Consider the following 25,217-nt stretch of genomic DNA (forward strand, 5'->3'; position numbering starts at 1 on the left):
ATGGATTTCTACCCTCTCCTGCGTCCCGCGCTGAGCCGCATCTCGCCCGAGACCGCCCACACGCTCGCGATCCGCGCCCTGCGCGCGGGTTTCGGGCCCAAGGCGCGGACCGATTGCGATCCCATTCTCGCGACGCGGGTCTGGAACCTTGATTTCCCCAATCCGGTGGGCCTCGCCGCCGGGTTCGACAAGCATGCCGAAGTCATCGACCCGCTGCTGCGCATGGGGTTCGGCTTCGTGGAGGCGGGTTCGGTGACGCCGCGTCCGCAGAGCGGCAATCCCAAGCCGCGCCTGTTCCGCCTGGACGAGGATTGCGGCGTCATCAACCGCTTCGGGTTCAATTCCGAGGGCCTCGCGCCGTTCATCTACCGGCTCGGCAAGCGGCTGGGGTCCGGCGGCATCGTCGGCGCCAACGTGGGGAAGAACAAGGATACCGAGGACGCCAGCGAGGATTACGCCGCCGGCATCTCGGCCACCTGCCGCCTCGCCGATTATCTGGTCTGCAACCTCTCCTCCCCCAACACGCCGGGCCTGCGCGACCTGCAGGCGCGCGCCGAGATGGGCCGGCTGATCGGCCATGCCATCGGCGCCCGCAACGAGAGCATTCCCGATCCCGCCGGCCGGCCGCCGCTGCTGGTGAAGATAGCCCCGGACCTCGACGACGCGGCGCTCGCCGACATCGTCGAAGTGGTGCTGGAGACCGGCGCCGACGGCATCATCCTCGGCAACACCACCCTGTCGCGCCCGGCGAGCCTGCGCAGCGCCCACAAGGGGGAGACCGGCGGCCTCTCCGGCGCGCCGCTGATGGCGCTCTCCACCGAGCGGCTGGCGGCCCTGGCCCGCCTCACGCAGGGCCGCATTCCCCTGATCGGCTGCGGCGGCATCGCCTCCGGCGCGGACGCCTATGCCAAGATCCGCGCCGGGGCGAGCCTGGTGCAGCTCTATTCGGCGTTGGTGTTCAAGGGGCCGGGCTTGGTGGTGCGGGTGCGCGACGAACTGGCGGCCCATTTGCGGGCCGACGGCTTTTCCTCCGTGGCCGAGGCGGTCGGCGTGGACGTGCGCTGACGCTTGGCGGTTTCCTCGCCCCGTTCCTCCGATGCGGGGAGGGCGGCGAGGGATTCGTGCACCATCTCCGCCTTGTGGCGCAGATGCTCGCGCAGGATCGCGCCCAGCGCCGCCCCGTCGCGGGCGATCAGCGCCTCCATCATGCGCTCATGGTCCTCCACCGCCTCCAGCCAGCGGGCGGGCGACTTGCGCGCCACGAAGCGGATCGCGTGGATGCGCACCATCATGGAATTATAAAGCTGGGTCAGCGGCGCATTGCCGGCGACCTCGAACAGCGCCTCGTGGAACGCCCGGTTGAGCTTGAGATACGGCGCGGACTGGCCGGCGCGATAATGCTCCACCATGGCCTCGTGCATGGCCTTCAGCTCGGCCACCTTCGCATCGGTGATGCGCGCGCAGGCGAGTTCGCCCGCCAGCGCCTCCAGCGCCCCCATGATCGGGAACAGGGCGTCGATCTCGCCGTCGGACAGGCGCGCGACCATGGCGCCGCGATTGGGCGTGAGCGTCAGCAGCCCCTCGGCGGCGAGGACCTTGAGCGCCTCGCGCAGCGGCGTGCGCGACACTCCGAACCGCGCGCACAGCGCCTGCTCGCTGATCTTGTCGCCGGGCTGGAGCTCGCCGCCGAGGATCAGGTCCCGCACCAGGGGCACCAGGGCGCCGTGAAGGCTGCGGCGGACGATCAATGCGCTGTCGGACATGATGATCTCATTTCTGCGCCCAGAGATTTGCCGCCGCCGCGCCGCGATGCAAGCCCCGCGCGCATCCCCCGGGCGCTTTCCCGCCGATCGGCCTTCTTTGCAGCCGCCGCGCCCGCCAAACAGGCAGGGGCGCGCGCAAAAACCGGTCAGACGGACCGCGCGCCGATGCCGGCCAGCAGGCTTGCCGCGATGCCGCGTACGATTTCCGGCGAGGGCTCGTCCGCGAATGCCCTGAGTCGGCCGACGAGCGAGGCCCAGGCCCGGCCGGCCGCAAGGTCGGCTTCCGCCTCCACCAGGGTGATCTGGGTGCGGGCCCGGCGGATCGATCTCACCATCGCCGGGCTGGCGCGATCCGCATAGGCATCGACGATCGCATGCAGCGCCGCGATGCGCGCGGCCACATTCTTGGACACGCTGCCGGGCCGGTCGAGATAATCCACCAGGGTCGCGCCGGAGACGGCGACCGGGTGCCGGTCGGCGATCTTGAGCCACAGGGCCCAGTCCGAGGCGGAGGGCACGTCGGTGGGAAAACCCTCCACGTCCCGCAGGGCCGCCGTGCGGGCCACGGCGGTGGAGGTGCCGATGAGATTGCAGCCGAGCAGCGCCGCGCAGGGGTCGGCGAGGCGCTGGAACGCGGGCGCCCCGAAGAAGAACTCGTCCGGCTTCACAAGGTCGAAGAAGGTGCCGAAGGCCTGCCCCGCCTCGTTCACGAAGCGATAATCGGTGCCGGTCAGCGCCACGTCGGGATTGGCCGCATGGAAGGCGAGCTGGCGCGCCAGCTTGTCGTCCAGCCATACGTCGTCGGCATCGAGAAAGGCGATCAGCTCGCCCTCGGCGACTGCGATGGCGTGGTTGCGCGCCCGCGCCGGGCCGATGCCGTCCGTCGAGAGCACTCGCAGCCCCGGCCAGCGGCCCGCCTCCTGCGCCAGGAAGGCGTCGGTGCCGTCCGTCGAGCCGTCGTCGACGACCAGGACTTCCAGCCCCTCGACCTGCTGGAGACGAATGCTCTCAAAAGCCTTCGGCAGATAGGCGAGGCAATTGCGCGTCGGCATGACGATGGAACAGATCGGCCGCATGGTCCCCCCGAGCTTCCCGCCTGCTCTAGCATGGCCCCCGCCCGGTCCATAGCGGCGCACGCGCCGCACCCCGGCCGGGCGCGGCACGGGGTGCGGGACGAGGGCGGGATGGGGGGCGGGACGGCGCGGCGCCGGCCGGCACGCACCGGCGAAATGGCTTGCGCGGGATCGGGAATAAGGGAATCTTCCGCCCGCTTCGCCGGAATGATCGCGGGGCGGATAGAGGCGCAATGACCTTCTGGACCCGCTTCAGCCTCCAGAGATTGCCGGGCGGGGTGCGCGAGAGCCTGTATTACGCCACCGGCATCATTATGGTGCGGGCGATCGGCCTCATCCTGCTGCCGGTCAACACACGCTTTCTCTCCGCCGACGATTACGGCCATCTGGAAGTGCTGCTCGCCTTTGCCGACGTGGGCTCGCAATTGTTCGCCCTCGCCCTGCCCACCGCGCTGAGCCGGTTCGTCGGCGCGGCGGCGGGCTGGGACGAGCGGCGGCGGGTGTGCGCGGAAATGTTCGGCGTGGCGCTGGTCACCGCGCTCGTGTTCGGCGCCGCCGGCCTGGCATTCGCGGTGCCGCTCGCCACGGTCCTGCCGGGGCCGCCCACGGCCTGGGAAGTGCGCATGCTGCTGATCGCCCTGTGCACCGAGGGACTGCTGGCCGTGGGCCTCACCTGGCTGCGGATCCGCGGGCAGGCCGGCACCTTCCTCGCCCTCAGCCTCGGACGCACGGTGCTGTTCGCGCTGCTGTCCATCAGCCTGCTGTTCGCCGGCTTCGGCGTCATCGGCATCCTGATCGCCACCGCCGCCTCGGCCGCGGCGCAGACCCTGGCGATGGTGTGGTTGGTGGTGAAGGACACCGGCATCCGCCTGCGCGGCATCAATTGGCCGGGGCTGGCGCTCTATGTGGTGCCGCTGCTGCTCTCGGGCATCGCCGCGTTCGCGCTCGGCACCTTCGACCGCTGGATCCTGGCGGACGCGGTGGACCCGGCCGAACTCGGCCTCTACGGCGTCGCGGTGCGCATCGGCGTGCTCACCGCCGTGCTGCTCCAGCCGTTCCACATGTGGTGGATGCCCAAGCGCTTCATCGTGCTGGAGGAACCCCACGGCGCGGACCGCAGCGCGCGCATGGTGGGCCTGGGCATCATCATCACGCTTCTCGCGGCGGCGGGGGTGGCGCTCGCCGGGCCGCTGGTGATCACCCTCATGACGCCGCCCGCCTTCCATGCCGCCGCGCTCTATGTGCCGTGGCTGGCGCTGATCTATGTGGTGCAGGAATCCACCTCCCTGGTGGGGGTCGGCTGTTTCCTGCGCAAGGACGGCTTCGCGCCGCTCGCCATCAATCTGGTGGCGGCGGGGGTCGTGATCGCGCTCTATGTCCTGTTGATCCCCCGCCATGGGGTGGCCGGCGCCATCGGCGCGACATTGGCCGCGCAGGTGCTGCGCTTCGCCCTGACCCTGGCGATTTCTTACCATTACGCGCGAATCGCCTACCCCTTCGGCCGGCTCGCCCTGGTGGCCCTGTTCCTGCTGGTTGCGGTCGGTGCGGCGAACGCCTGGGCCGGCGGCGGGGCCAACGGCTGGGGCGGCCCGCTGGCGCTGTTTCTGCTCGGAGGGCCGGTGCTCGCGCTCGGCGCCGGGCTGACCTTGGTGCTGGGGCTGGTGCCGGCCCTCTCCGAGCGATGGCCGCTGCTGCGCCGGTTTTCGCCCCTGGGCGGGCGCTGAGGCGGCGCGCGGGAAGGTTCTGCCCGCGGCGCGGCGGCGGATCGCCCCGCCCGGGGCACGCCTGCTCCGCGCGACGGCTGCGCGCGGGGCGGCGCCTGCCCCAAGTGGCGGCGTGACGCTTTCATGACTTTGAGCGCGCCCCCGCCTATGATAGGGAGTGCCGCGCTCGCAACGCGCGCAACCTCGAGCCTGGCCTTGCCGGACCTTGAGGTCTAACGAAACTCACCCCTTCGTGGGCAGCATGGCGATACCCGTTAGAATGGCCGAGCGGCAGACCAGCTTCGAGTATGAAGACCTCCTCGCATGCGGACGCGGCGAACTGTTCGGTCCCGGCAACGCCCAATTGCCGCTGCCTCCCATGCTCATGTTCAATCGCATCGCGGAGATTTCCGAGACCGGCGGCGAATTCGGCAAGGGCTTCATGCGCGCGGAACTCGCCGTGCGGCCGGACCTGTGGTTCTTCGACTGCCACTTCAAGGGCGATCCGGTGATGCCGGGCTGCCTCGGCCTCGATGCCATGTGGCAGCTGGTGGGCTTCTATCTCGGCTGGCTCGGCTCCACCGGGCGCGGGCGCGCGCTCGGCCTCGGCGAACTGAAGTTCTCCGGCCAGGTGCTGCCGAGCGTGTCCAAGGTGGTCTACGGCATTGAGTTCAAGCGCGTCATGCGCTCCAAGCTGGTGCTCGGCATCGCCGACGGCTGGCTGGAGGCGGACGGCACGGTGATCTACCGCGCCAAGGATCTGAAGGTCGGTTTGTTCCAGGCGGACGCCCCGGCGCCGGTGGGCGGCTGACACCGCTCCGCCACGATTGCCGGCCAAGGTGCCGGCTCCGATTTAGGGAGGGGACATGCGTCGCGTCGTCGTGACCGGAATGGGCATTGTATCGTCCATCGGTAATTCCACCCAGGAAGTCCTGGCCAGCCTGCACGAAGCCCGCAGCGGCGTCACGTTCGCGGAAGACTATGCCAAGCTGGGCTTCCGCTCGCAGGTGCAGGGCGCGCCGACGCTGAAGGCCGACGAGGTCGTGGACCGGCGCGCCATGCGCTTCCACGGCGGCGGCACCGCGTGGAATCACGTCGCCATGGAACAGGCGATCCGCGACGCCGGCCTGGAGCAGGACGAAATTTCCAGCGAGCGCACCGGCCTCATCATGGGCTCGGGCGGGTCCTCCACCAAGACCATCGTGGAAGCCGCCGACATCGCCCGCACCAAGGGCCCCAAGCGCGTCGGCCCGTTCGCGGTGCCCAAGGCCATGTCCTCCACCGCCTCGGCGACGCTCTCCACCTGGTTCAAGATCAAGGGCCTGAGCTATTCCATCTCGGCCGCCTGCGCGACCACCAACATCTGCATCGGCAATGCCTACGAGCTGATCCAGTTCGGCAAGCAGGACATGATCTTCGCCGGCGGCTGCGAGGATCTCGACTGGACCCTCTCGGTGCTGTTCGACGGCATGGGCGCCATGTCCTCCAATTTCAACGACCGCCCGGCGGTCGCCTCGCGCGCCTATGACAAGGACCGCGACGGCTTCGTCATCTCCGGCGGCGCCGGCGTGCTGGTGCTGGAAGAGCTGGAGCATGCCAAGGCGCGCGGCGCCCGCATCTATGCGGAAATCGCCGGCTATGGCGCCACCTCCGACGGCTCCGACATGGTCGCCCCCTCGGGCGAGGGCGCCACGCGCGCCATGAAGCTGGCGCTCGCCGGCATCAAGGCGCCGATCGACTATATCAATCCGCACGCCACCTCCACGCCGATCGGCGACCTGAAGGAAATCGAGGCGATCCGCGCGGTGTTCGGCGACAAATGCCCGCCGATCTCCGCCACCAAGTCGCTGACCGGCCATTCCCAGGGCGCGACCGGCGTGCATGAGGCGATCTATTCCATCCTGATGATGCAGAACGGCTTCATCACCAAGAGCGCGCATATCGACGAGATCGACCCGGCGTTCGCCGACATGCCGATCGTGCGCGAGCGGGTGGACAATGCGAAGCTCGGCCACGTGCTATCCAACGGCTTCGGCTTCGGCGGCGCCAATGCCAGCCTCGTGCTGAAGCATCTCGACGCCTGAGCCCTCCCCCGGCACCGGCCGCACGGCCGCTGCCGGGACCGGCAGGCGCAGACCGTCAGGTTCTGAAATGCCAGGTGATCGCGTTCGGGCCTGCGCGAGCGACTTGGCGATGGTTTCTGGCGGCAAGGTCTGATAATCGCCGTTTCGAACGTTTCCGACCCGACAGGGTCGCACCTGGGGTAGCCGGCAATGCAGGACCTGATGAAAGGCAAGCGCGGCCTCGTGATGGGGGTGGCCAACGACCATTCCATCGCATGGGGCATCGCCAAGGCCTTGGCCGGTCAGGGCGCCGAACTGGCCTTCACCCACCAGGGCGAGGCCATGGCCAAGCGGGTGCGCCCGCTGGCGGAAAGCCTTGGCTCCTCCATCATCGCACCTTGCGACGTGGAGGATCTGGCCAGCCTGGACGCGCTGTTTTCCCGGCTCAGGGACGAATGGGGCACGCTGGATTTCGTGGTCCATGCGGTCGCCTTCTCCGACAAGTCGGAGCTGAAGGGCCGCTATGCGGACAGCAGCCGGGAGAATTTCTCCCGCACCATGATCATTTCCTGCTTCTCCTTCACCGAGATCGCCAAGCGGGCGGCGGACCTGATGCCGAACGGCGGCGCGCTGCTGACGCTGACCTTCGGCGGCTCCACCCGCGTCATGCCCAATTACAACGTGATGGGCGTCGCCAAGGCGGCGCTTGAAGCGAGCGTGCGCTATCTGGCGGCCGATTTCGGCCCGGCCGGCATCCGCGTCAATGCGCTGTCCGCCGGCCCGGTGCGCACGCTGGCGGGCGCCGGCATCGCCGACGCGCGGCTGATGTTCAATTACCAGAAGCGCCACGCCCCGCTGCGCCGCACGGTGAGCATCGAGGAAGTGGGCAATTCCGCGCTCTATCTCCTGTCGGAACTCTCCAGCGGCGTCACGGGCGAGACCCATTTCGTGGACAGCGGCTACAACATCATCTCCATGCCGCATCCCGACGTTCTGAAGACCCAGGAAGACGCCGAGGCGAAGCTCGCCGGCGCCCTCCCCGCCGACGCCGCCGAATAGCGGCGCGGAACCCGAGGGGCGGGAGGAATGACGGCGCGCTTCGAAACCCTGTTGCGCACCGCCCCCGCCATTCTCGCCGATGGCGGCCTCGAAACCCGGCTGATCTTCGAGGACCGTCTCGACCTGCCGGAATTCGCCGCCTTCCTGCCCCTGTTCCGGGACGGCGAGCGGCATGTGCTCGCCCGCATCTATGGCGAATATCTCGACATCGCCGCGCGCCACGGCCTGCCGATCCAGATCGGCACGCCCACCTGGCGCGCCCATCGCGATTGCCTCGCCCGCCTCGGCTTCGCGGCGCCGGGCGATGTGGCGCGGGTGAACGCGGAAGCGGTGCGGCTCCTGAAGCAGCTGCGCGCCGAAAGGGGCCTTGAGGACAGCGCGATGATCGCCGGCGTCATCGGCCCGCGCGGCGACGGCTATGACGCCGCCCAGGCTCCCGACGTGGCGACCGCCGCCGCGTATCACGGCGAACAGGCGGAGATTCTCGCCGGCCTCGGCGTGGACTTGCTCTATGCCCCCACCTTCGCCGGCGCGGCGGAGCTGGAAGGGGTCGCGCGCGCCATGGCCGCAACCGGCCTGCCCTATGTGCTGGCGCCGGTGGTGAATACCGATGGCACGCTGCGCGACGGCACGCCCTATGCCGCGTTCATCGACCGCCTCGATGCCACGCTCGCGCCGGCGCCGCTGCACTACATGGTGGGCTGCACCCATCCCACGCGCTTCGCCGCCGCCGAACGCGCCGCCCCCGCCCTTGGCGCGCATAGGGGCCGCCTGGCGGGTCTGAAAGCCAATGCCTCCACCTTGCCGCCCGAGGCGCTGAACGATCTCGACCGCCTGGAGGAAGGCCAGCCCGAGGCTTTCGCCGAAGCCATGATGGAGGTGCGGCGCGACTATCGCCTGCGCATCCTCGGCGGCTGCTGCGGCACCGGCCGCGCCCATATGGAGGCCCTGGCCGGCGCCCTGCGCGCCGCCTTGCCGAAGTGAGCGCGCCCGGCCCCGCGGATACCGGTTCGCGTGAAAAAAACGCGTAAAAGCAAAAACCCAGATCGGTTCCCCGTTTCATAGAAACAGGGAAACGATCTAGAACGGGCCGCGGTACAGCTGCTCCAGATCGGCATATTTGCGAAAGACGGAGACGTTCCCGTCGCGCTCGCGCCGGTAGATGAACTTGCCGTACTTGCGGGAGGGCAGAATATCCTCCTTGCGCCGGCTGGCATTGTCGATCCGCCAGCGATCCTTCAGCACCTTCTCGTGCTCGGTCGTGGCATGGGTGTGCGGCAGCGACATATGCTCTTCCAGGGCATAGAAGTCCCTGATCTTTCCCTGCTGGCCGTAATGCTCCATCATGTCCTGGTATTTCTGGCGCACGACGGGCGCATCCAGCTCGCGCGCGAGATCCTCCAGTTCGATCACCGCCCGCACGCCCGCCTCGGTCTCCACATAGGAGGAGCCGTCCTCCAGGAACTGGACCGCGCCGGTGCGCGCGGTCATCACCACATTGGCCTGCGTATGCTCGCACAGGAGCTTGTAGAATTTATAGGCGAGGCTGGATTTGATGTCGGCTTCGCTCAGCGCGCCGTCGTGATCCTTGCGGTAATCTTCCGCGCGCGCGGCATAGCAGATGATGAGCGCGAGCTTGTAGCTCTGGTCGGGATGGAGAAAATCCGCCGTCATCCGCGCGAGTTCGTCATATGTGCCGGCATGGCCGGTGCCCAGTTCCCAGCCCAGCCCCTTCCTGAGGGTCTCGGTGTCGTTGTGGCTGCCGTGGGCGCCCAGCAGGATCTTCCGGGCGGTGCGGCACGCCTCGCGGATCTGCGCCATCTGGGTGTCGTAGGCGATGCGGTGCTCCTGGCGCGCGTCCAGGGAGAGCGACGGGTTCGCGGCGGCGCGCCGGTGCTCCAGCAGCTCGAACAGATTGACCACGTCCACCACCACGTCGCCGAAGATCAGCTGGGTGAAGCGCTGCATGCAGGTGCGCGGCACGAATTTCTGCGCAAGATTCTGCGCGCTCTTCTGCACCAGCCCGGTCGGCTCCATGTCCGCGAGATTGAGAAATATGATCCGCTGCGTCATGGGCGCCTCCCCTCCTCCGCCGGCCGTTGGAACCGGCCGTGCGCGCATGCCGGCAAGATTCACCGAGGCGTGCCGGGCAATATCAGTACAGTTGCCGGGCGCCGTAAACCGCGATTTCGAAATGCCGTGAACCGCGCCCGGGCGCGTCCTTCCCTGACGGTAGTCCGATCCGCTATTGCCAAGATCATGTCGGTGTTCTAGCAGGAGCTTACTTCCCAGGCATCGCACCTATGGATCGGAAATGGACGCTCTAACCCTGGGCTTTATCGTTTTCATCGCTCTGTTTGGCGGCGCGGTGACCGCAATACGGATCGCGCCCTCGCTCCCGCCGCATCATCTCAGCAAGGATAGCCAGGACGCCGTGAAGCTGGGCGTCGGCATGATCGCCGCCATGGCGTCCCTGGTCCTGGGTCTGATGACCGCCTCGGTCAGCGGCAATTTCAGCAACGCCAGCAAGGACGTGAACAGCTACGCCCTGAACCTGCTCTCGCTCGACACGGACATGCGGCATTTCGAGCCGCAGAGCTGCCCGGCCCAGGTTCTTCTGGCGGATTATATCCGCAGTGTCCTCCATGAGACTTGGACCGGCGCCACCGACCTGCCCGAGCAGCGCAATCCCGCAAACTCGGGGCAGATTCTGCTTCAGCTCGACGGCGTGGTTCACGGCTGGACGCCCACAACCGCCGACGATGCGGCCGTGCGCACGAATGTGCAGAATGGCCTGCGCACCGTGCTGACCAGCCGCTGGACCATCAGCCAGGATTCCACCGCTGCCATTCCCACCGCCTTCGTGGTGGTGCTGGTGGCCTGGCTGGCGCTGATCTTCATCAGCTTCGGCCTGTATTCCCCGCCCAATATGGTGGTGATCGGCTCGCTGCTTCTGTGCGCGGCGTCCATCGCCGGCGCGCTGTTCCTGATTTCGGAAATGAGCGGGCCGTTTGACGGTCTGGTCAGCATCTCTCCCCAACCCATGGTCGGCGTCCTGAACTTCATCGACACGCACGGCTGCGGAACCTAGCTGCGGGCGGGGCTCGACAGCCCCAGGCAAGCGTTCGGCCGGATTGATAGCTCGCTTATCAATCTTGGACGGACACAATGGCCATTCGCATGGGTATCGGCCTGAAGCTCGGGATCACCTCCACACTGCTGGTCCTGCTTTCGGGAGGCGTCATCGTCAGCCGCCAGATCGCCCTGTCGCGGATCGAGGCCGCGGCGGCGGACGTCCAAACCCAGGCGGAGATCCTCCAGGAGGCGGAGAAAGTCGGCGCCCTGCTCAGCGCGATCCGCGCCAATGCCACCGAACTGATGCTGTCTTTCACCAATATCGACAACGACACCTTGCTGAAGCAGGCGCTCGCCGATATCCGCGCGGCCCAGGCCAGCCTCGACCGGCTGCTGGTGGTGGAAACCCATGAGGACGACCGCGAGGAATTCCGCAAGCTGAAGCGGCGGTTCGACGAGATCGGCAAGGCGACGACGGATATCGCCCGCTCCGAGACGGCCCAGCTCGACGCGGTGGATGCCCGACCGGCGATCCGCCTGCGCGCCCGCTCGGCCTTCTCGATGCTGGCGCTGGACCTCGGCAATGCCGGCAAAGCCGCCGCCGAGCAGCGCGCCCAGACCCTCGACACGCTGCTGGACCAGATCAACCTCGCCTCCTCCATCTACATGATCGAGCAGGACGCCAAGCAGCTGACCATGATCAAGGCCATGGAGGAGTCCGGCCTGCGGACGCTGGAGGAGATCAGGGACGCCGTCGGCGACGACGACCGCGCCGGCGACACCCTCGTCCTCGCCCGCCAGGCGTTCGAGGCCTATGTGGCCTCGATCCGCACCGGCCTTGCGGAAATCCAGGCGCGCGAGGACATCGTCCTCCAGCGCAGCAAGCCCGCCTTCAACGTGGCGACGGCGCTGCTGAAGCACGTGACCCAGGAAAGCCGCCTCCAGGCCGAGGAGGCCGAGCGCGACTCGACCGGGGCGCTGGACCGCGGGATGACGCAGATCCTGATCTTCTCGATCATCGCCATCGGCGCCTCGATCGCGGCGGCCGCCTATTCGGCGCTCGGCATCGCCGCGCCCATCAAGCGCATGAGCGAGGCCATGGAGGCGCTTTCCGGCGGCGATCTCACCGTCGCCATCCCCTATGCCGGCCGCGGCGACGAGGTGGGCGACCAGTCCCGCGCCCTGACCGTGTTCCGCGACAGCCTCGCCGAGGCCCAGCACCAACGCGACCGGCGGCGCGCCGAAGAGATGGCCGCCGACGCGCGGCGCAAGGCGGAGATGCGCGCCCTTGCCGATCAGTTCGAAAGCGCCATCGGCGCCGTGGTGGACACGGTCGCCTCGGCCGCGACCGAGTTGCAGCAGGCGGCGGAAACCTTGAGCTGCACCGCCGAGGAAACCACGGCGCAGGCCGCCGCCGTCTCCTCCGCCGCGGGCCTTGCCACCACCAATGTGCAATCGGTCGCCTCGGCGGTGGAGGAACTCTCCGCCTCCGCCCGGGCCATCGGCGAGCGCCTGCGCCACTCCACCCAGATGACCGAGCGCGCGGTGGCGGAAGTGGACAGCACCAACGGCCAGATGGGCGAGCTGCGCGCCTGCGCCGACCAGATCGGCAGCATCGTCAGCGTCATCGACACCATCGCCGGCCAGACCAATCTGCTGGCGCTGAACGCCACCATCGAATCCGCCCGCGCCGGCGAGGCGGGGCGCGGATTCGCGGTGGTCGCGCAGGAGGTGAAGCAGCTGGCCGGGCAGACCGCCAAGGCCACTGCCAATATCTCCGAGCGCATCTCGGGCATCCAGGATTCCACCGGCGACGTGCTCGGCGCGATCACCGGCTTCAGCCACACCATCACCGAGCTGAACGCCGGCTCGCTGGCCATCGCCGCCGCCATGGACGAGCAGAATGCCACCACCGGCGAGGTCGCCCGCAGCATCCAGCAGGCGGCCGCCGGCACCAATGAGGTGACCGTCAACATCGTCGGCGTGGAGCGCGCCGCCCAGGCCTCCGCCAGCGCCGCCGTGCAGGTCCTGTCCTCCGCCACCGGCCTGTCGCAGCAGGCCGAGCTGCTGCGCGGCCAGGTGCGCAGCTTCCTCACCACCGTGCGCGCGGCCTGAGCGGGCCGAAGCGCGCGGCGCTCAGCGGAGCGCCGGCCCGATCACCCGCAGCACCTCGCTATTCATCTGGGCGACATTGAAGCGCATCAGGTCGCCGGCCGATTGGGCGACGCTGAAGACATTGCCGGGAGCGAGCACCACCCCTTCGCGCAGAGCCGCCCGCGCGACCTGCGCCGCGTCCCGCCCCTCCGGCAGGCGGCACCACAGAAAGAAGCCGCCGCGCGGCAGCGTCCAGGGGCGGATGCCGAGCGCTTCGAGCTGGCCGATCACCTCCCGGCGGCGCTTCGCCAGCCGGCCGCGCAGCCCGGCGAGATGCTTGCGATAGCTGCCGTCGCTCAGGGTCGCGAACACCAGCTCTGACGCGACCGGGCTCGGCCCGCCGAAATTCGTCGCCACCTGGAGGTCAATGAGGCCCTCGATCCAGTCCGGCCGGGCGACGATATAGCCGCAGCGGATGGAGGCCGAGAGCGTCTTTGAAAAGCTGCCGATGCGGATCACGCGCGCAAGCCCGTCGAGGGCGGCGAGGCGCGGCGACGGCTCGGGCTCGAAATCGGCGAGGATCTCGTCCTCGACGATGGTCAGGTCGTGGGCCGCCGCGAGGGTGAGGATGCGATGGGCGGTCTTCGGCGAGAGGGTCGCGCCGGTGGGATTGTGGAGCGCCGCATTGGTGAGATAGAGGCGCGGCCGGTGGATTGCGAGCGCCTCGGCGAACCGCGCCACATCCGGCCCGCTCGGCGTATAGGGCGCGCTCACGATGCGCGCACCATGGGCGCGCAGCACCGCCTGGAAATTGAAATAGCAGGGATCGTCCACCAGCACCGTGTCGCCGGGCTTCAGCAGGAACCGGCAGAGCAGGTCCATGGCCCGCGAGCCGGACGGCGCGAGCAGGATCTGGTCCGCCCCCGCCTCGATCCCCTCGGCCGCGAACTGGCGCGCGAGCAGCCGGCGCAGGGCGAGCGATCCGCGGGTGGGCCCGTAATCGGTCAACACCGTGCTGTCGGCGCGGGCGAGCGCGCGGATCGCCCGCCGGATCGCCGCTTCCGGCATCCAGTCCGCCGGCAGCCAGCCGCAGCCGGGCCGCAGGATTTCGGGCGCCGCGTCCAGCGATTGTCGGGAGACCCACAAGGGATCCATGGCGCGGTCGAGCCGCGGCGCCACGTCCCGCAGCGCACCGGCCGGCATGGCGCCGGCGACGTAGAAGCCGGAGCCGGGACGCGAGCGGATCAGCCCTTCCGCCGTGAGGCGATCGTACGCCTCGACCACCGTGGACGGGGAGACCTGCATGTCGCGGGCGAACTTGCGGATCGACGGCAGCTTTTCGCCCGGCGCGAGGGCGCGGCTCGCCATGCGCCGGCGGATCTCGGCCATAACCGAGACCGTGCGGGTCGCGCGCCCACCCGCCGGATCGCCCTGCTGCGCTTGCCCATCCGGCAGGTCGGTGGCGCTTGCGGTTTCGCTCTCCAGGTCACCGATGGCCAAGTGTATGGCCTCCGCCATCCATACTGTTCGGCGTCACCGTATGGGTGTGTGGCTGTCGCCGCAAGGCCGCGCGGGCTATCGCGGCGGCAGAGGCGAGGACCATCATCATGCAGCGTGCGACGGACGGCTGGGGCAGCGGCCTCCTCGGTGTCATCATCTTCAGCGGCTCGCTTCCGGCGACCCGGGTGGCGGTGGGTGGATTTTCGCCCGTGTTCCTCACTTCGGCGCGCGCCGTGATCGCCGCCTTGCTGGGCGCGGCCCTGCTCCTGCTGCTGCGCCAGAAGCGACCCGCCCGGGCCGATCTCCTGCCGCTCGCGGTGGTGGCGCTCGGCGTTGTGGTCGGCTTTCCGCTGCTCACCGCTCTGGCGCTCCAGCACGTCACCTCCGCCCATTCCATGGTGTTCATCGGCCTCTTGCCGCTGGCCACCGCATTGTTCGGGGTGATCCGGGGCGGCGAGCGGCCGAAGCCGGCCTTCTGGCTGTTCTCGATGGCCGGCGCCGCCCTGGTGGCGGGATTTGCCCTGGCGGGCGGCGGCGGGGCCTCGCACGCCGGCGACCTGCCGATGGTCGCGGCGATCCTGCTCTGCGGCCTCGGCTATGCGGAAGGCGCCCGCCTCTCCCGCCGGCTCGGCGGCTGGCAGGTGATTTCCTGGGCGCTCGTCCTCGCCCTGCCGGTGATGGCGGTGATCGCGCTGTTCACCCTGCCGCAGGCCTGGGGCGACATCGGCGCCCCGGCGTGGCTGGGGCTCGCCTATGTGTCGGTGTTTTCCATGCTGGTGGGCTTTGTCTTCTGGTACCGCGGGCTGGCGCTGGGCGGCATCGCCGGGGTGGGCCAGTTGCAATTGCTCCAGCCGTTCCTCGGGCTCGCGCTGGCGGCCCTGGTGCTGGGCGAGCCCGTGGCCTGGACCATGATCGCTGCGACGGCCGGTGTGGTGCTCTGCGTCGCCGGCACGCGGCGGTTTGCCTGAGTCGTCCGCCGGGGAAGAGGCGGGGCGAAGAGGGAAGGCTTTGCCCAAACGAAAAGGGCGGCCCGAGGGCCGCCCTTCCGTTCAGATGTGGCGTGGCGGAACGGCCGATCACTCGGCGGCGCCGGCCTCGGTCTCTTCCTTGGCCGCGTCGCGGGCGGCGTCGCGCTCCGCCTTTTCCTTGGCTTCCAGGTCCTCGCCGGTGGTCTGGTCGACCACCTTCATGGACAGGCGGGTCTTGCCGCGCTCGTCGAAGCCGACCAGCTTGACCTTGACCTTGTCGCCTTCCTTGACCACGTCGGAGGTCTTGTTCACCCGCTCCTTGGCGAGCTGGGAGATGTGAACCAGGCCGTCCTTGGAACCGAAGAAGTTCACGAAGGCGCCGAAGTCCACGACCTTCACGACCGTGCCGTCATAGATCTGGCCGACTTCCGGCTCGGAGGCGATGGACTTGATCCAGTTGATCGCCGCCTTGATCGACTCGCCATTGGCAGAGGCGATCTTGATGGTGCCGTCGTCCTCGATGTTGATCTTGGCGCCGGTCTTCTCGACGATCTCGCGGATCACCTTGCCGCCGGACCCGATCACTTCGCGGATCTTGTCGACCGGGATGTTCATCACCTCGATGCGGGGCGCATGCTCGCCCAACTCGGAGCGGGCGGAGGTCAGCGCCTTCGCCATCTCGCCGAGGATGTGGGCGCGGCCTTCCTTGGCCTGGCCGAGGGCGACCTTCATGATCTCCTCGGTGATGCCGGCGATCTTGATGTCCATCTGGAGCGCGGTGACGCCGCGATCCGTGCCGGCCACCTTGAAGTCCATGTCGCCGAGGTGATCCTCGTCGCCCAGGATGTCGGAGAGCACGGCGAAGCGCTCGCCTTCCAGGATCAGGCCCATGGCGATGCCGGCCACCGGACGGCGCAGGGGAACGCCCGCATCCATCAGCGAGAGCGAGGCGCCGCAGACCGTCGCCATGGAGGACGAGCCATTGGATTCCAGGATCTCGGACACCACGCGCAGGGTGTAGGGGAATTCATGCTTCGGCGGCAGCATGGGGCGGATGGCGCGCCATGCGAGCTTGCCGTGGCCGATTTCGCGGCGGCCGGGGGAACCCATGCGGCCGGCTTCACCCACCGAGAAGGGGGGGAAGTTGTAGTGCAGCAGGAAGTGTTCCTTGTAGGTGCCTTCCAGGCTGTCGATGAACTGCTCGTCCTCGCCGGTGCCCAGCGTGGCGACAACCAGCGCCTGGGTCTCGCCGCGGGTGAACAGGGCCGAGCCGTGGGCGCGCGGCAGCACGCCGACTTCGGAGACGATCGGGCGCACGGTGCGCACGTCGCGGCCGTCGATGCGGATGCCGTCGTCGAGGATGGCCCAGCGCACGATCTTGGCTTCGAGCTCTTTCAGCACTTCGCCGACCTGCTGGCTGGCGGGGGCCGCCTGGCCGTCCATGGCCAGTTCCTCGAAATACTTCTTCACCTTGGACTTGGCGGCGCCCACCGCTTCGTAGCGGGCCTGCTTCTGCACGATCTTGTAGGCGGCGCGCAGGTCGGCTTCCGCGATCTCGCGGATCTTGGCTTCCAGCGCCGAATTGTCGGCGGCGGCGAACGCGCGCGGCTCCTTGGCGGCCTTCTCGGCGAGGCGGATGATGGCCTCGATCACCGGCTGGAAATGGCGGTGGCCGAACATCACCGCGCCGAGCATGATCTCCTCGGGCAGTTCCTTGGCTTCCGATTCCACCATCAGCACGGCGTCGGCGGTGCCGGCGACCACGAGGTCGAGGGCGCTTTCCTTCAGCTCGTCGGTGGTCGGGTTCAGCACATATTCATTGTCGATGAAGCCGACGCGGGCGCCACCGATGGGGCCCATGAAGGGCACGCCGGAGAGCGTGAGCGCGGCGGAGGCGCCGACGATGCCGGCGATGTCCGGATCATTCTCCAGATCGTGCGCCAGCACGGTGATGACCACCTGGGTCTCGTTGCGATAGCCGTCGGCGAACAGCGGGCGGATCGGGCGGTCGATCAGGCGGGAGACCAGGGTCTCCTTTTCGCTCGGGCGGCCTTCGCGCTTGAAATAGCCGCCGGGAATGCGGCCGGCCGCATAGGTCTTTTCCTGGTAATTGACCGTCAGCGGGAAGAAATCGATGCCGGGCTTCGCCTCGCGGGCGGAAACGGCGGTGGCGAGAACCTTGGTGTCGCCATAGGTGACAAGAACCGCGCCATCAGCCTGGCGGGCCATCTTGCCGGTTTCGAGGATCAGGGGACGTCCACCCCAATCCAGTTCCTCGCGATGAATATCGAACATTTGAATTATCTCTCTCGTCCTTCGAAGCGGGAGAGCCATGAGCAAGACGGCCGGACGCACCGCGCGCCGGCGCGTCCCGCATGGGGACGGCGTGCGACGGTTGCGTCCGGCGATCCTGCCATGACTTTCCCTTGAGCTTCGCTTTTGCGCGGCGGGCCCCATGCCCGACACGTCGTGCCCCGCCTCACGGGCGGCGCACCGGAGCCCGCAGCGGAAAAGGTCCGACCTTTTCGACCGCGGCAGGCTCCGCCGGCATCAGCGACGCAGGCCCAGACGCTCGATCAGCGCCTTGTAGCGGGCTTCGTCCTTGCGCTTCAGATAGTCCAGAAGGCTGCGGCGGGTGGAGACCAGCTTCAGCAGGCCGCGGCGGGAATGGTTGTCCTTGTTATGAGACTTGAAGTGCTCGGTCAGGTTGGAGATGCGTTCGGACAGAATCGCAACCTGGACCTCCGGCGAACCCGTGTCGCCAGCCTTGGCACCGAAATCCTGAATGAGCGCCTGCTTGCGCTCGACCGTGATCGACATCGGATGATCCTTTCAGTCAGAAGAAAACGAAAGGCTCCGCCTTGGCACAGGGGCCGCAGCGGCGAAAACGGGCTGCGGAACACGGTGGCGAGGGGGCCTTGCCCCTTCGGCCGGGCCGGGATGTCGTCCAGCGCGGTCAAAAGAAGGGCGTGCGCAAATCCTGGAAAACTCCAGGGCTCTGCACGCGGGCACCATACACGAAAGCCTCTCAAGCGCCAGCGGTTCTTGAAACCGGCGGCGCGGAGTCTCCCGGCAAGCGGAGGGGGATTGGGTGCGGCCGCGAAATGATGGCGCCGAAAGCGGGGGCCCCCTCCCCCCGTGCCTGCCCCCTCCCTGGCCTTCCCCGTAAACGGGAGAGGGGATGGGGTAGCCTTGTGAGGAGGTGAAGGGACGAAAAGCGCCATCAGCCCCCTCCCCCCTTGCGGGGGAGGGTTGGGGAGGGGGGTGCAGGGAGGGTCGGGGAGGGGGGCGCAGGGGAGAGTTGAGGTGGTGCAGTCCGCCCCCCGGCGACACGGTGCTGGCGGAGAGATACCCCCCACCCCGCCCTCCCCCGCAAGGGGGGAGGGAGAATTGCGATCCCCGATGCCCCTCCCTGGCCCTCCCCCGTAAACGGGAGAGGGGATCGGGCAGCCTTCTAAGGAGGTGAAGGGACGAAAAACGCCGTCAGCCCCCTCCCCCCTTGCGGGGGAGGGCTGGGGAGGGGGGTGCAGGGAAGGGTTCGGGAGAGGGTGCAGTCAGCCCCCCGGCGACACGGTGCTGGCGGAGAGATACCCCCCACCCCGCCCTCCCCCGCAAGGGGGGAGGGAGACCGCGATCCCCGATGCCCCTCCCTGGCCCTCCCCCGTAAACGGGAGAGGGGATGGGGCAGCCTTGTAAGGAGGTGAAGGGACGAAAAGCGCCGTCAGCCCCCTCCCCCCTTGCGGGGGAGGGCTGGGGAGGGGGGTGCTGGGAAGAGTTAGGGAGGGGGTGCAGGGAAGGGTTCGGGAGAGGGTGCAGTCAGCCCCCCGGCGATACGGTGCTGGCGGAGAGATACCCCCCTCCCCGCCCTCCCCCGCAAGGGGGGAGGGAGACAAGGGGGAGGGAGAATTGCGATCCCGGTCCGCCGCGGACCGGGCGCCTCAGGCCGGAGCCCTCACGCCGTGCGGCGCAGGGCGCGGGGCATGGCGCGGGACCAGTTGAACACGCGGTGCGGGCGGATCTCGCCTTCCACCATGTCGCCGATGGCGACCAGGCTGCCCTGGCAGCTCACCGCCACATGGCCGTCGAAGATCGGCGCGTCGCGGCCGCGCAGGAACACATTCTGCCCGCAGCGCAGGCGATGGGCGTCCTGCGGCGAGAGCGAGAGCTGCGGCAGTTCTTCGAGCGCGCAGTCCACCGGGTCGAGCGCCTCGAACAGCGGCCCCTCGCCGGCATCGGCGCGGGCGCGCAGATCGTCGAGCGTCACCAATTGCTCCTCCAGGAACGCCCCCACCGCCGCGCGGCGCAGCATGGAGACATGCCCGCAGGTGCCGAGCATACGGCCGAGATCGCGGGCGATGGCGCGCACATAGGTGCCCTTGCCGCATTCCGCTTCCAGCACCGCATGGTCGGCGTCGGGCCGGGCCACGAGATCGAGCCGGTGGATCAGCACCGGGCGGGCTTCCAGCACCACCTGCTCGCCCTCGCGGGCGAGATCATAGGCCCGCTCGCCGCCGATCTTCAGGGCGGAATAGGCGGGCGGCACCTGCATCACCTCGCCGCGGAACTGCTCTAGCGCGTCGAGAATGTCGTCGTCGCTGGGGCGCACGTCGCTGGTGGCGACCGGCGTACCCTCGGCATCGTCGGTATCCATCTCGGTGCCGAAGCGCACGGTGAAGCGGTAGGTCTTCTGTCCGTCCATCACATAAGGCACGGTCTTGGTGGCCTCGCCGAAGGCGATCGGCAGGCAGCCGGAGGCGAGCGGATCGAGCGTGCCGGCATGGCCCGCCTTCTTGGCGTTGAACAGGCGCTTCACCACCGAAACCGCCTGGGTGGAGGTCATGCCCACCGGCTTGTCCAGCAGCACCCAGCCGTCGATGTCGCGCTTCGGCAGGCGCGGGCGCTCGGGATCGTCCGGCGCGCGCGGCGTGCGGGGGCGCGGATCGGCGCTCTTGTAGCGCGGGCGCTCGCCCTCGCGCGGCGGGCGGCCGCCGAATTCGCTCTGGCGCGCATCCGCGGCGGTCACGCGCGGGGTGGTCACCTGCGGGGCGTCGGCGGCCGGCAGGTCGGCCGGAGCCGGGTTCAGGCCCGCGTTGAGGTCCAGGGTTGCCACGCCGGCGTCGTCCTCGGTCCGCATCATTCGTTTTCCGTCTTGGTCTTGTCGTCGAGGGTGAAGGGCTCGTGCGCGAGGTCGCGCAGCACTTCCGGCTGGCGCAGCAGCGCGTCGATGCGCGCGCCTTCCTCGAACGAGGTGTCCTTCATGAAGCGCAGGGAGGGAACCGACTTCAGCTCCACGCGGCGGCCGACCTCGGTGCGCAGCACCTTCTGGTGCGCCGCCAGGGCCTTGAGCACCGGCTGGATGTCGGCGCCGCCGAGCGGCATGACATAGCAGGTGGCGATCTTCAGGTCGGGCGACATGCGCACTTCGGGCACGGTGATGATGCGGCCGGACAGCACCGGGTCCACCACCGCATCGCCGCGCGCGAGCACATCGGCCAATGCGTGGCGCACCAGTTCGCCGACGCGCAGCATACGCTGGCTCGGGCCCGAGCCCGGTCCAGAACGAGTTTGAGTCTTCATTGTCGAAACCTTCTCGGCGCGCCGCTTGTCGCGGATCTTCGGCGCCAATGGAAAACATGAGGCCGGCGGGCTTGGACCGTCCGGCCTCGATGGCAATCATACCGGCAAACCCGGCGAACGCATGGCGGTCGCTGGCTCGGGGCATTGGCGGCTCGCGCCGCTCCCGACGACTCCCCTCCCCCCTTGCGGGGGAGGGCTAGGGAGGGGGGTCACATCTCGCCCGCCTTGCGAAGACGGTCCAGCGAGGAGATACCCCCCTCCCCAACCCTCCCCCGCAAGGGGGGAGGGAGTTCCTCGGCGAAGAGGAGCCTCAGCCCGCCTTCACAGCGAGCGCTGGATGACCTCGACGCGGTAGCATTCGATGATGTCGCCGGCGCGCATGTCCTGGTAATTCTCGAACGACATGCCGCATTCCTGGCCCGCGACCACCGTGTTCACGGCGTCCTTGAAGCGGTTCAGGGTGGCAAGCTTGCCCTCGTGGATCACCACGTTGTCGCGAATGAGGCGCACGTGCTGGCCGCGCTCCACATTGCCGTCCGTGACGCGGCAGCCCGCGACCTTGCCCACCTTGGAGACCGCGAAGATCTCCAGGATGAGGGCATTGCCCAGCATCGTCTCGCGATTGATGGGGGCGAGCAGGCCGCTCATGGCCTTTTTCACGTCGTCCACCAAGTCGTAGATGATGTTGTAGTAGCGGATCTCGATGCCGGCCTGTGCGGCGGCATCGCGGGCTTCCTTGTTGGCGCGGACGTTGAAGGCGATGATCGCGGCGCCGGAGGTTTCCGCCAGCGTCACGTCGCTCTCGTTGATGCCGCCGGCGCCGGCGTGGATCACGCGGGCCTGCACCTCGTCGTTGCCGACCTTCTCCAGCGCGCCGATGATGGCTTCCACCGAGCCCGACACGTCGCCCTTGATGATGAGCGGGAATTCCTTCCGGCCGGTCGACTTGACCTGGCTCATCATCTGTTCGAGCGAGCCGCGCATGGTGGCGGAGCGGGCCGCCGCCTTCTCGCGCTTCTGGCGCTGGCGGTAATCGGTGATCTCGCGGGCGCGGGCTTCGTTCTCCACCACCGCGAGGCGGTCGCCCGCCTCCGGGGTGCCGTTGAAGCCCAGCACTTCCACCGGCACCGAGGGGCCGGCTTCGTCCACATTGGCGCCGGTGTCGTTGATGAGGGCGCGCACGCGGCCCCATTCGGCACCCGCGACCACGATCTCGCCGATGTGCAGCGTTCCGCGCTGAACCAGCACGGTGGCCACCGGGCCGCGACCGCGATCGAGCTTGGCCTCGACAACCGTTCCTTCCGCGGGGCGGGTGGGATCGGCGGTCAGGTCGAGCAGCTCGCTCTGCAGGGCGATCGCTTCCAGCAGCTTGTCCAGATTGAGCTTCTTGGTGGCGGACACCTCGACTTCGAGGGTTTCGCCGCCGAGGCTTTCCACCTGGATCTCGTGCTGGAGCAGTTCCGAGCGCACGCGCTCGGGCTTGGCGTCCGGCTTGTCGATCTTGTTGATGGCGACGATGATCGGCACGCCCGCCGCCTTGGCGTGGGCGATGGCTTCCGCCGTCTGGGGCATCACGCCGTCGTCGGCCGCCACCACCAGCACCACGATGTCCGTCACCTTGGCGCCGCGGGCGCGCATGGCGGTGAAGGCCGCGTGGCCGGGGGTGTCGATGAAGGTGATCTTGCTGCCGGACGGCGCGGTCACCTGATAGGCGCCGATATGCTGGGTGATGCCGCCGGCCTCGCCGGAGACCACCGCGGTCTTGCGGATCGCGTCCAGCAGCGAGGTCTTGCCGTGGTCGACATGGCCCATGATGGTCACGACGGCCGGGCGCGGCTGCAGGGATTCGGGCGCGTCGACGGTGTCGAACAGGCCTTCTTCCACGTCCGATTCCGACACGCGGCGCACGGTGTGGCCGAGATCCTCGGCGATCAGCTGGGCGGTGTCGGCATCGACCACATCCGTGATCTTCACCATCTGGCCCTGCTTCATCAGCATGCGGATCACGTCCACCGCACGCTCGGACATGCGGTTGGCGAGTTCCTGAATGGTGATGGTCTCGGGCAGGATCACCTCGCGGCTGATCTTTTCCTTGCTCTCCTGCACCCGGTGGCCGGTCATGCGCTGGGTGCGACGGCGGAAGGAGGCGAGCGAGCGCTGGCGCTCCTCGTCGCCGGACAGGGCGGTCACGAGGGTCAGGCGGCCGCGGCTCTTCTCGGCGCCGGGGCCCTTGGGCAGCTTGGCCGGGGGGGCCGGACGCGGCGCGGCGGGGCCACGGCGCACGGCACCCTTGCGCTCTTCCTCTTCGCTCGTCTCGGTGGCGGCGGTGCCGGCGGGACGCGGGGTGAGCGGGCGGGCGGTGGTGGTGGTCGCCGGAGCGGCCGTGCCGGAGCGGGCGCCGCTCTGGTCCTCGCCGCCGAAGCGCTTGCGCGCTTCCTGCTCGGCGCGACGCTTGCTCTCGTCCTCGTTGGCGCGGCGGCTTTCTTCCTCGCGCTTGCGGGCCTCGGCGGCCTCGCGCTCGGCACGTTCGATGCGCTCGCGCTCGGCGCGGCGACGCGCCTCTTCCTCGGCGATGCGGCGTTCTTCCGCCATGCGCCGCTCTTCCACTTCGCGGACGCGGGCGTCGGCGAGGGCGCTGGCGCGCATGTTGCGCTCTTCATCGGTCAGGGTGCGCAGCACCACGCCCGATCCGCCGGGGCGGTTGGAGCCGGGACGTCCCGCCGGGGCGCCGCCGGCACCGGGGCGGCGCTCGCCGCTCGGCGCGGCACCGCCACGCTGGGGGCCACCCTGGCCGGGGCGCTGGCCCTGGCCGGAAGAGGATGCGCCGGAGCCCGATTGGCCACCGCGCTGCGGGGCGCCGGAGGCGCTGCGATTTCCACCCGCACCGGCCGGGCGCGCGGAGGAACCGGACGCACCGGTGCGGCCTTCGCCGGTCCGGGCGGATGCGGCGGGCCGCGTCTCGGCAGCACGCGGTTCGGCCGCGCGGGGTTCTGGGGCTTTTGCCTCGATTGGCTTTGCGTCCATCGGCTTTGCTTGCGAGACGGGTTCGGAGGGCGCCTTGGCGGCGGGGGCGGGTTCAGCCGGCGCCTTCGCCTCGGCCGCCGGAGCGGCGGGCGCGGGGGCGGCCGGAGCGGAAACAGGCGCGGCGGGCGCGGGCGCCTTGGCTTCCACCGGAGCGGCGGGCGCCTCAGCCACCGGCGGCTTCGCCACGGCAGCCTTGGCCGCCGGAGCGGCGGGGGCCGCTTCGGGCGCCTTGGCTTCCACCGGGGTAGCGGGGGCTTCGGCGCGGGCCGGGGCGGCGGGCGGCGTGGATGCAGCCGGGCTGGGCGCAGCCGGGCGCGGCGCCGCCGGAGCGGTTCCGGCAGCGGCGGCAGGTGCGGCCGGGCGCGGCGCGGGGGCCGCCGGCGCAGCCGGGGTCGCGCTCGCCGGCGCGGCGTCGCCCGGACCGAAGACGCGGCGCTTCACCTTCTCCACCACAACCGCCTTGGAGCGGCCATGGCTGAAGCTCTGGCGCACGGTGCCCTGCTCCACGGGTCGCTTGAGGGTCAGCGTCTTGCCGGTGGCAGGGTGGAGCGTCTTGTCGCCGGGTGTCTTAGTGTCGTTCATTCCGTATCCGTTCCTGGCATCCGGTCGAGCGTCAGGCCATGCCCGTCCGGTGCGCGGGCGGATGTTCCCATCCGCCAGCGCTCGAGCTTTCGGCAGCGCGCGAGAAATCCCGCGGTCGTCGGATGCGCGAGCAGCGCAGCGTGTACCACATTTGACCGCCCGAGCGCCAAGTCCAATTCGAGGCCCGATAAACAGTCGACGATGGCCACCGGGCTCATGCCGGCAGCTTCTCTCTGACGGGCGATGCCGTCGAGTTTGCGTTTCCCGTCCGGGCGGCCGTCGGCGGCATGCAGCAGCACGCTCACCGGGTCCGCATGGAGGGCGGCATCCACCTTGGTGGTGCCGGTGATGACGCGGCCCGCTTTGTTCGCCATGGACAGGGCGCTGCGGACTTCGGTCAGGATCAGGGATTCGATGAGGTCGGGCAAATCCGGGGCGATGGTGCCCTTGCCCTTGAACGCGCGGCCGAACGCCTTGCGCTTCAACGCCTCGGCGAGCGCGGCGCGGGTCGCGGTGACCCAGGCGCCCCGGCCGGGCAGCTTAGCGGCGAGATCCGGGACGATGGTGCCGTCCGGCCCCACCACGAAGCGGATCATCTGCGCAACCGGCGTGACGGCGCGCGTCGCGAGGCACAGACGCGCCAGCGGCGCACGCGCGGACACAAGCCCGCGCGGCCCCCCATCGGTCTCTTCCTCGATCAAGCTCGCTGCCAGCACGCCGGGTCATCTCCACTTCT

The 25,217-nt window shown here is 69.2% G+C and carries 18 protein-coding genes and 1 pseudogene; 9 read left to right on the forward strand and 10 right to left on the reverse strand.

Annotation, left to right across the window (positions count from 1 at the left end):
* The gene (locus V5F84_RS01740; protein WP_394046491.1) at positions 1 to 1,065 is read left to right on the forward strand and encodes a quinone-dependent dihydroorotate dehydrogenase; all 1,065 of its coding nucleotides are present in this window, start codon (positions 1 to 3) and stop codon (positions 1,063 to 1,065) included.
* A gap of 137 nt (positions 1,066 to 1,202) precedes the next feature.
* Here the strand turns inward: V5F84_RS01740 and V5F84_RS01745 are convergent.
* Positions 1,203 to 1,763, reverse strand: a pseudogene (locus V5F84_RS01745) (GntR family transcriptional regulator); the annotation flags it as partial.
* 146 nt (positions 1,764 to 1,909) lie between these two features.
* Complete coding sequence (locus V5F84_RS01750) at positions 1,910 to 2,839, reverse strand: glycosyltransferase family 2 protein (protein ID WP_394046493.1); 930 nt, start codon at positions 2,837 to 2,839, stop codon at positions 1,910 to 1,912.
* 230 nt (positions 2,840 to 3,069) lie between these two features.
* Here V5F84_RS01750 and V5F84_RS01755 point away from each other — a divergent pair, with 230 nt between their 5' ends.
* From V5F84_RS01755 to V5F84_RS01775, 5 genes are all read left to right on the forward strand, one after another.
* Positions 3,070 to 4,560, forward strand: coding sequence for a lipopolysaccharide biosynthesis protein (locus tag V5F84_RS01755; protein WP_394046495.1), 1,491 nt, complete (start codon positions 3,070 to 3,072; stop codon positions 4,558 to 4,560).
* Positions 4,561 to 4,819: 259 nt separating this feature from the next.
* Positions 4,820 to 5,350, forward strand: coding sequence for a 3-hydroxyacyl-[acyl-carrier-protein] dehydratase FabA (fabA, locus tag V5F84_RS01760; RefSeq protein WP_394046497.1), 531 nt, complete (start codon positions 4,820 to 4,822; stop codon positions 5,348 to 5,350).
* A 55-nt stretch (positions 5,351 to 5,405) separates the two neighbouring features.
* Positions 5,406 to 6,623, forward strand: a complete 1,218-nt coding sequence (gene fabB, locus V5F84_RS01765) for a beta-ketoacyl-ACP synthase I (RefSeq protein WP_394046499.1) — start codon at positions 5,406 to 5,408, stop codon at positions 6,621 to 6,623.
* A 189-nt stretch (positions 6,624 to 6,812) separates the two neighbouring features.
* Positions 6,813 to 7,661 carry an enoyl-ACP reductase FabI gene (fabI, locus tag V5F84_RS01770; RefSeq protein WP_394046501.1) on the forward strand — a complete coding sequence of 283 codons (849 nt, stop codon included), beginning with the start codon at positions 6,813 to 6,815 and terminating at the stop codon, positions 7,659 to 7,661.
* A 27-nt stretch (positions 7,662 to 7,688) separates the two neighbouring features.
* Positions 7,689 to 8,645: a homocysteine S-methyltransferase family protein gene (locus V5F84_RS01775; RefSeq protein ID WP_394046503.1), complete on the forward strand. Its 957-nt coding sequence runs from the start codon at positions 7,689 to 7,691 to the stop codon at positions 8,643 to 8,645.
* Positions 8,646 to 8,741: 96 nt separating this feature from the next.
* Here V5F84_RS01775 and V5F84_RS01780 read toward each other — a convergent pair whose 3' ends face one another.
* Positions 8,742 to 9,734: a hypothetical protein gene (locus V5F84_RS01780; RefSeq protein WP_394046505.1), complete on the reverse strand. Its 993-nt coding sequence runs from the start codon at positions 9,732 to 9,734 to the stop codon at positions 8,742 to 8,744.
* Between the two features lie 241 nt (positions 9,735 to 9,975).
* Here V5F84_RS01780 and V5F84_RS01785 point away from each other — a divergent pair, with 241 nt between their 5' ends.
* Positions 9,976 to 10,752 carry a bestrophin-like domain gene (locus V5F84_RS01785; protein WP_394046507.1) on the forward strand — a complete coding sequence of 259 codons (777 nt, stop codon included), beginning with the start codon at positions 9,976 to 9,978 and terminating at the stop codon, positions 10,750 to 10,752.
* A 77-nt stretch (positions 10,753 to 10,829) separates the two neighbouring features.
* A complete protein-coding gene (locus V5F84_RS01790; protein ID WP_394046509.1) occupies positions 10,830 to 12,851 on the forward strand; it encodes a methyl-accepting chemotaxis protein in 2,022 nt (673 codons plus the stop codon).
* A gap of 21 nt (positions 12,852 to 12,872) precedes the next feature.
* Here the strand turns inward: V5F84_RS01790 and V5F84_RS01795 are convergent, their stop codons facing one another.
* Positions 12,873 to 14,219, reverse strand: coding sequence for an aminotransferase-like domain-containing protein (locus V5F84_RS01795; RefSeq protein WP_394046519.1), 1,347 nt, complete (start codon positions 14,217 to 14,219; stop codon positions 12,873 to 12,875).
* Positions 14,220 to 14,437: 218 nt separating this feature from the next.
* Here V5F84_RS01795 and V5F84_RS01800 point away from each other — a divergent pair, with 218 nt between their 5' ends.
* The gene (locus tag V5F84_RS01800) at positions 14,438 to 15,298 is read left to right on the forward strand and encodes a DMT family transporter (protein ID WP_394046511.1); all 861 of its coding nucleotides are present in this window, start codon (positions 14,438 to 14,440) and stop codon (positions 15,296 to 15,298) included.
* 108 nt (positions 15,299 to 15,406) lie between these two features.
* Here V5F84_RS01800 and pnp read toward each other — a convergent pair whose 3' ends face one another.
* From pnp to V5F84_RS01830, 6 genes are all read right to left on the reverse strand, one after another.
* Complete coding sequence (gene pnp, locus V5F84_RS01805; protein WP_394046513.1) at positions 15,407 to 17,593, reverse strand: polyribonucleotide nucleotidyltransferase; 2,187 nt, start codon at positions 17,591 to 17,593, stop codon at positions 15,407 to 15,409.
* A gap of 255 nt (positions 17,594 to 17,848) precedes the next feature.
* Positions 17,849 to 18,118, reverse strand: a complete 270-nt coding sequence (rpsO, locus tag V5F84_RS01810) for a 30S ribosomal protein S15 (protein ID WP_394046515.1) — start codon at positions 18,116 to 18,118, stop codon at positions 17,849 to 17,851.
* Between the two features lie 1,132 nt (positions 18,119 to 19,250).
* A complete protein-coding gene (gene truB, locus V5F84_RS01815; RefSeq protein WP_394046521.1) occupies positions 19,251 to 20,432 on the reverse strand; it encodes a tRNA pseudouridine(55) synthase TruB in 1,182 nt (393 codons plus the stop codon).
* Positions 20,432 to 20,875 (reverse strand): 30S ribosome-binding factor RbfA, encoded by a 444-nt coding sequence (gene rbfA, locus V5F84_RS01820; protein WP_394046517.1) that lies wholly within the window; start codon positions 20,873 to 20,875, stop codon positions 20,432 to 20,434. The genes truB and rbfA overlap by 1 nt, the downstream gene beginning before the upstream one ends.
* Before the next feature lie 321 nt (positions 20,876 to 21,196).
* A complete protein-coding gene (infB, locus tag V5F84_RS01825) occupies positions 21,197 to 24,481 on the reverse strand; it encodes a translation initiation factor IF-2 (RefSeq protein WP_509277149.1) in 3,285 nt (1,094 codons plus the stop codon).
* Positions 24,478 to 25,182 (reverse strand): RNA-binding protein, encoded by a 705-nt coding sequence (locus tag V5F84_RS01830; RefSeq protein ID WP_394043148.1) that lies wholly within the window; start codon positions 25,180 to 25,182, stop codon positions 24,478 to 24,480. The genes infB and V5F84_RS01830 overlap by 4 nt, the downstream gene beginning before the upstream one ends.
* Positions 25,183 to 25,217 lie beyond the last annotated feature (35 nt).

The organism is Roseixanthobacter liquoris, from assembly GCF_043195135.2.
Classification (GTDB): Bacteria; Pseudomonadota; Alphaproteobacteria; order Rhizobiales; family Xanthobacteraceae; genus NCEH01.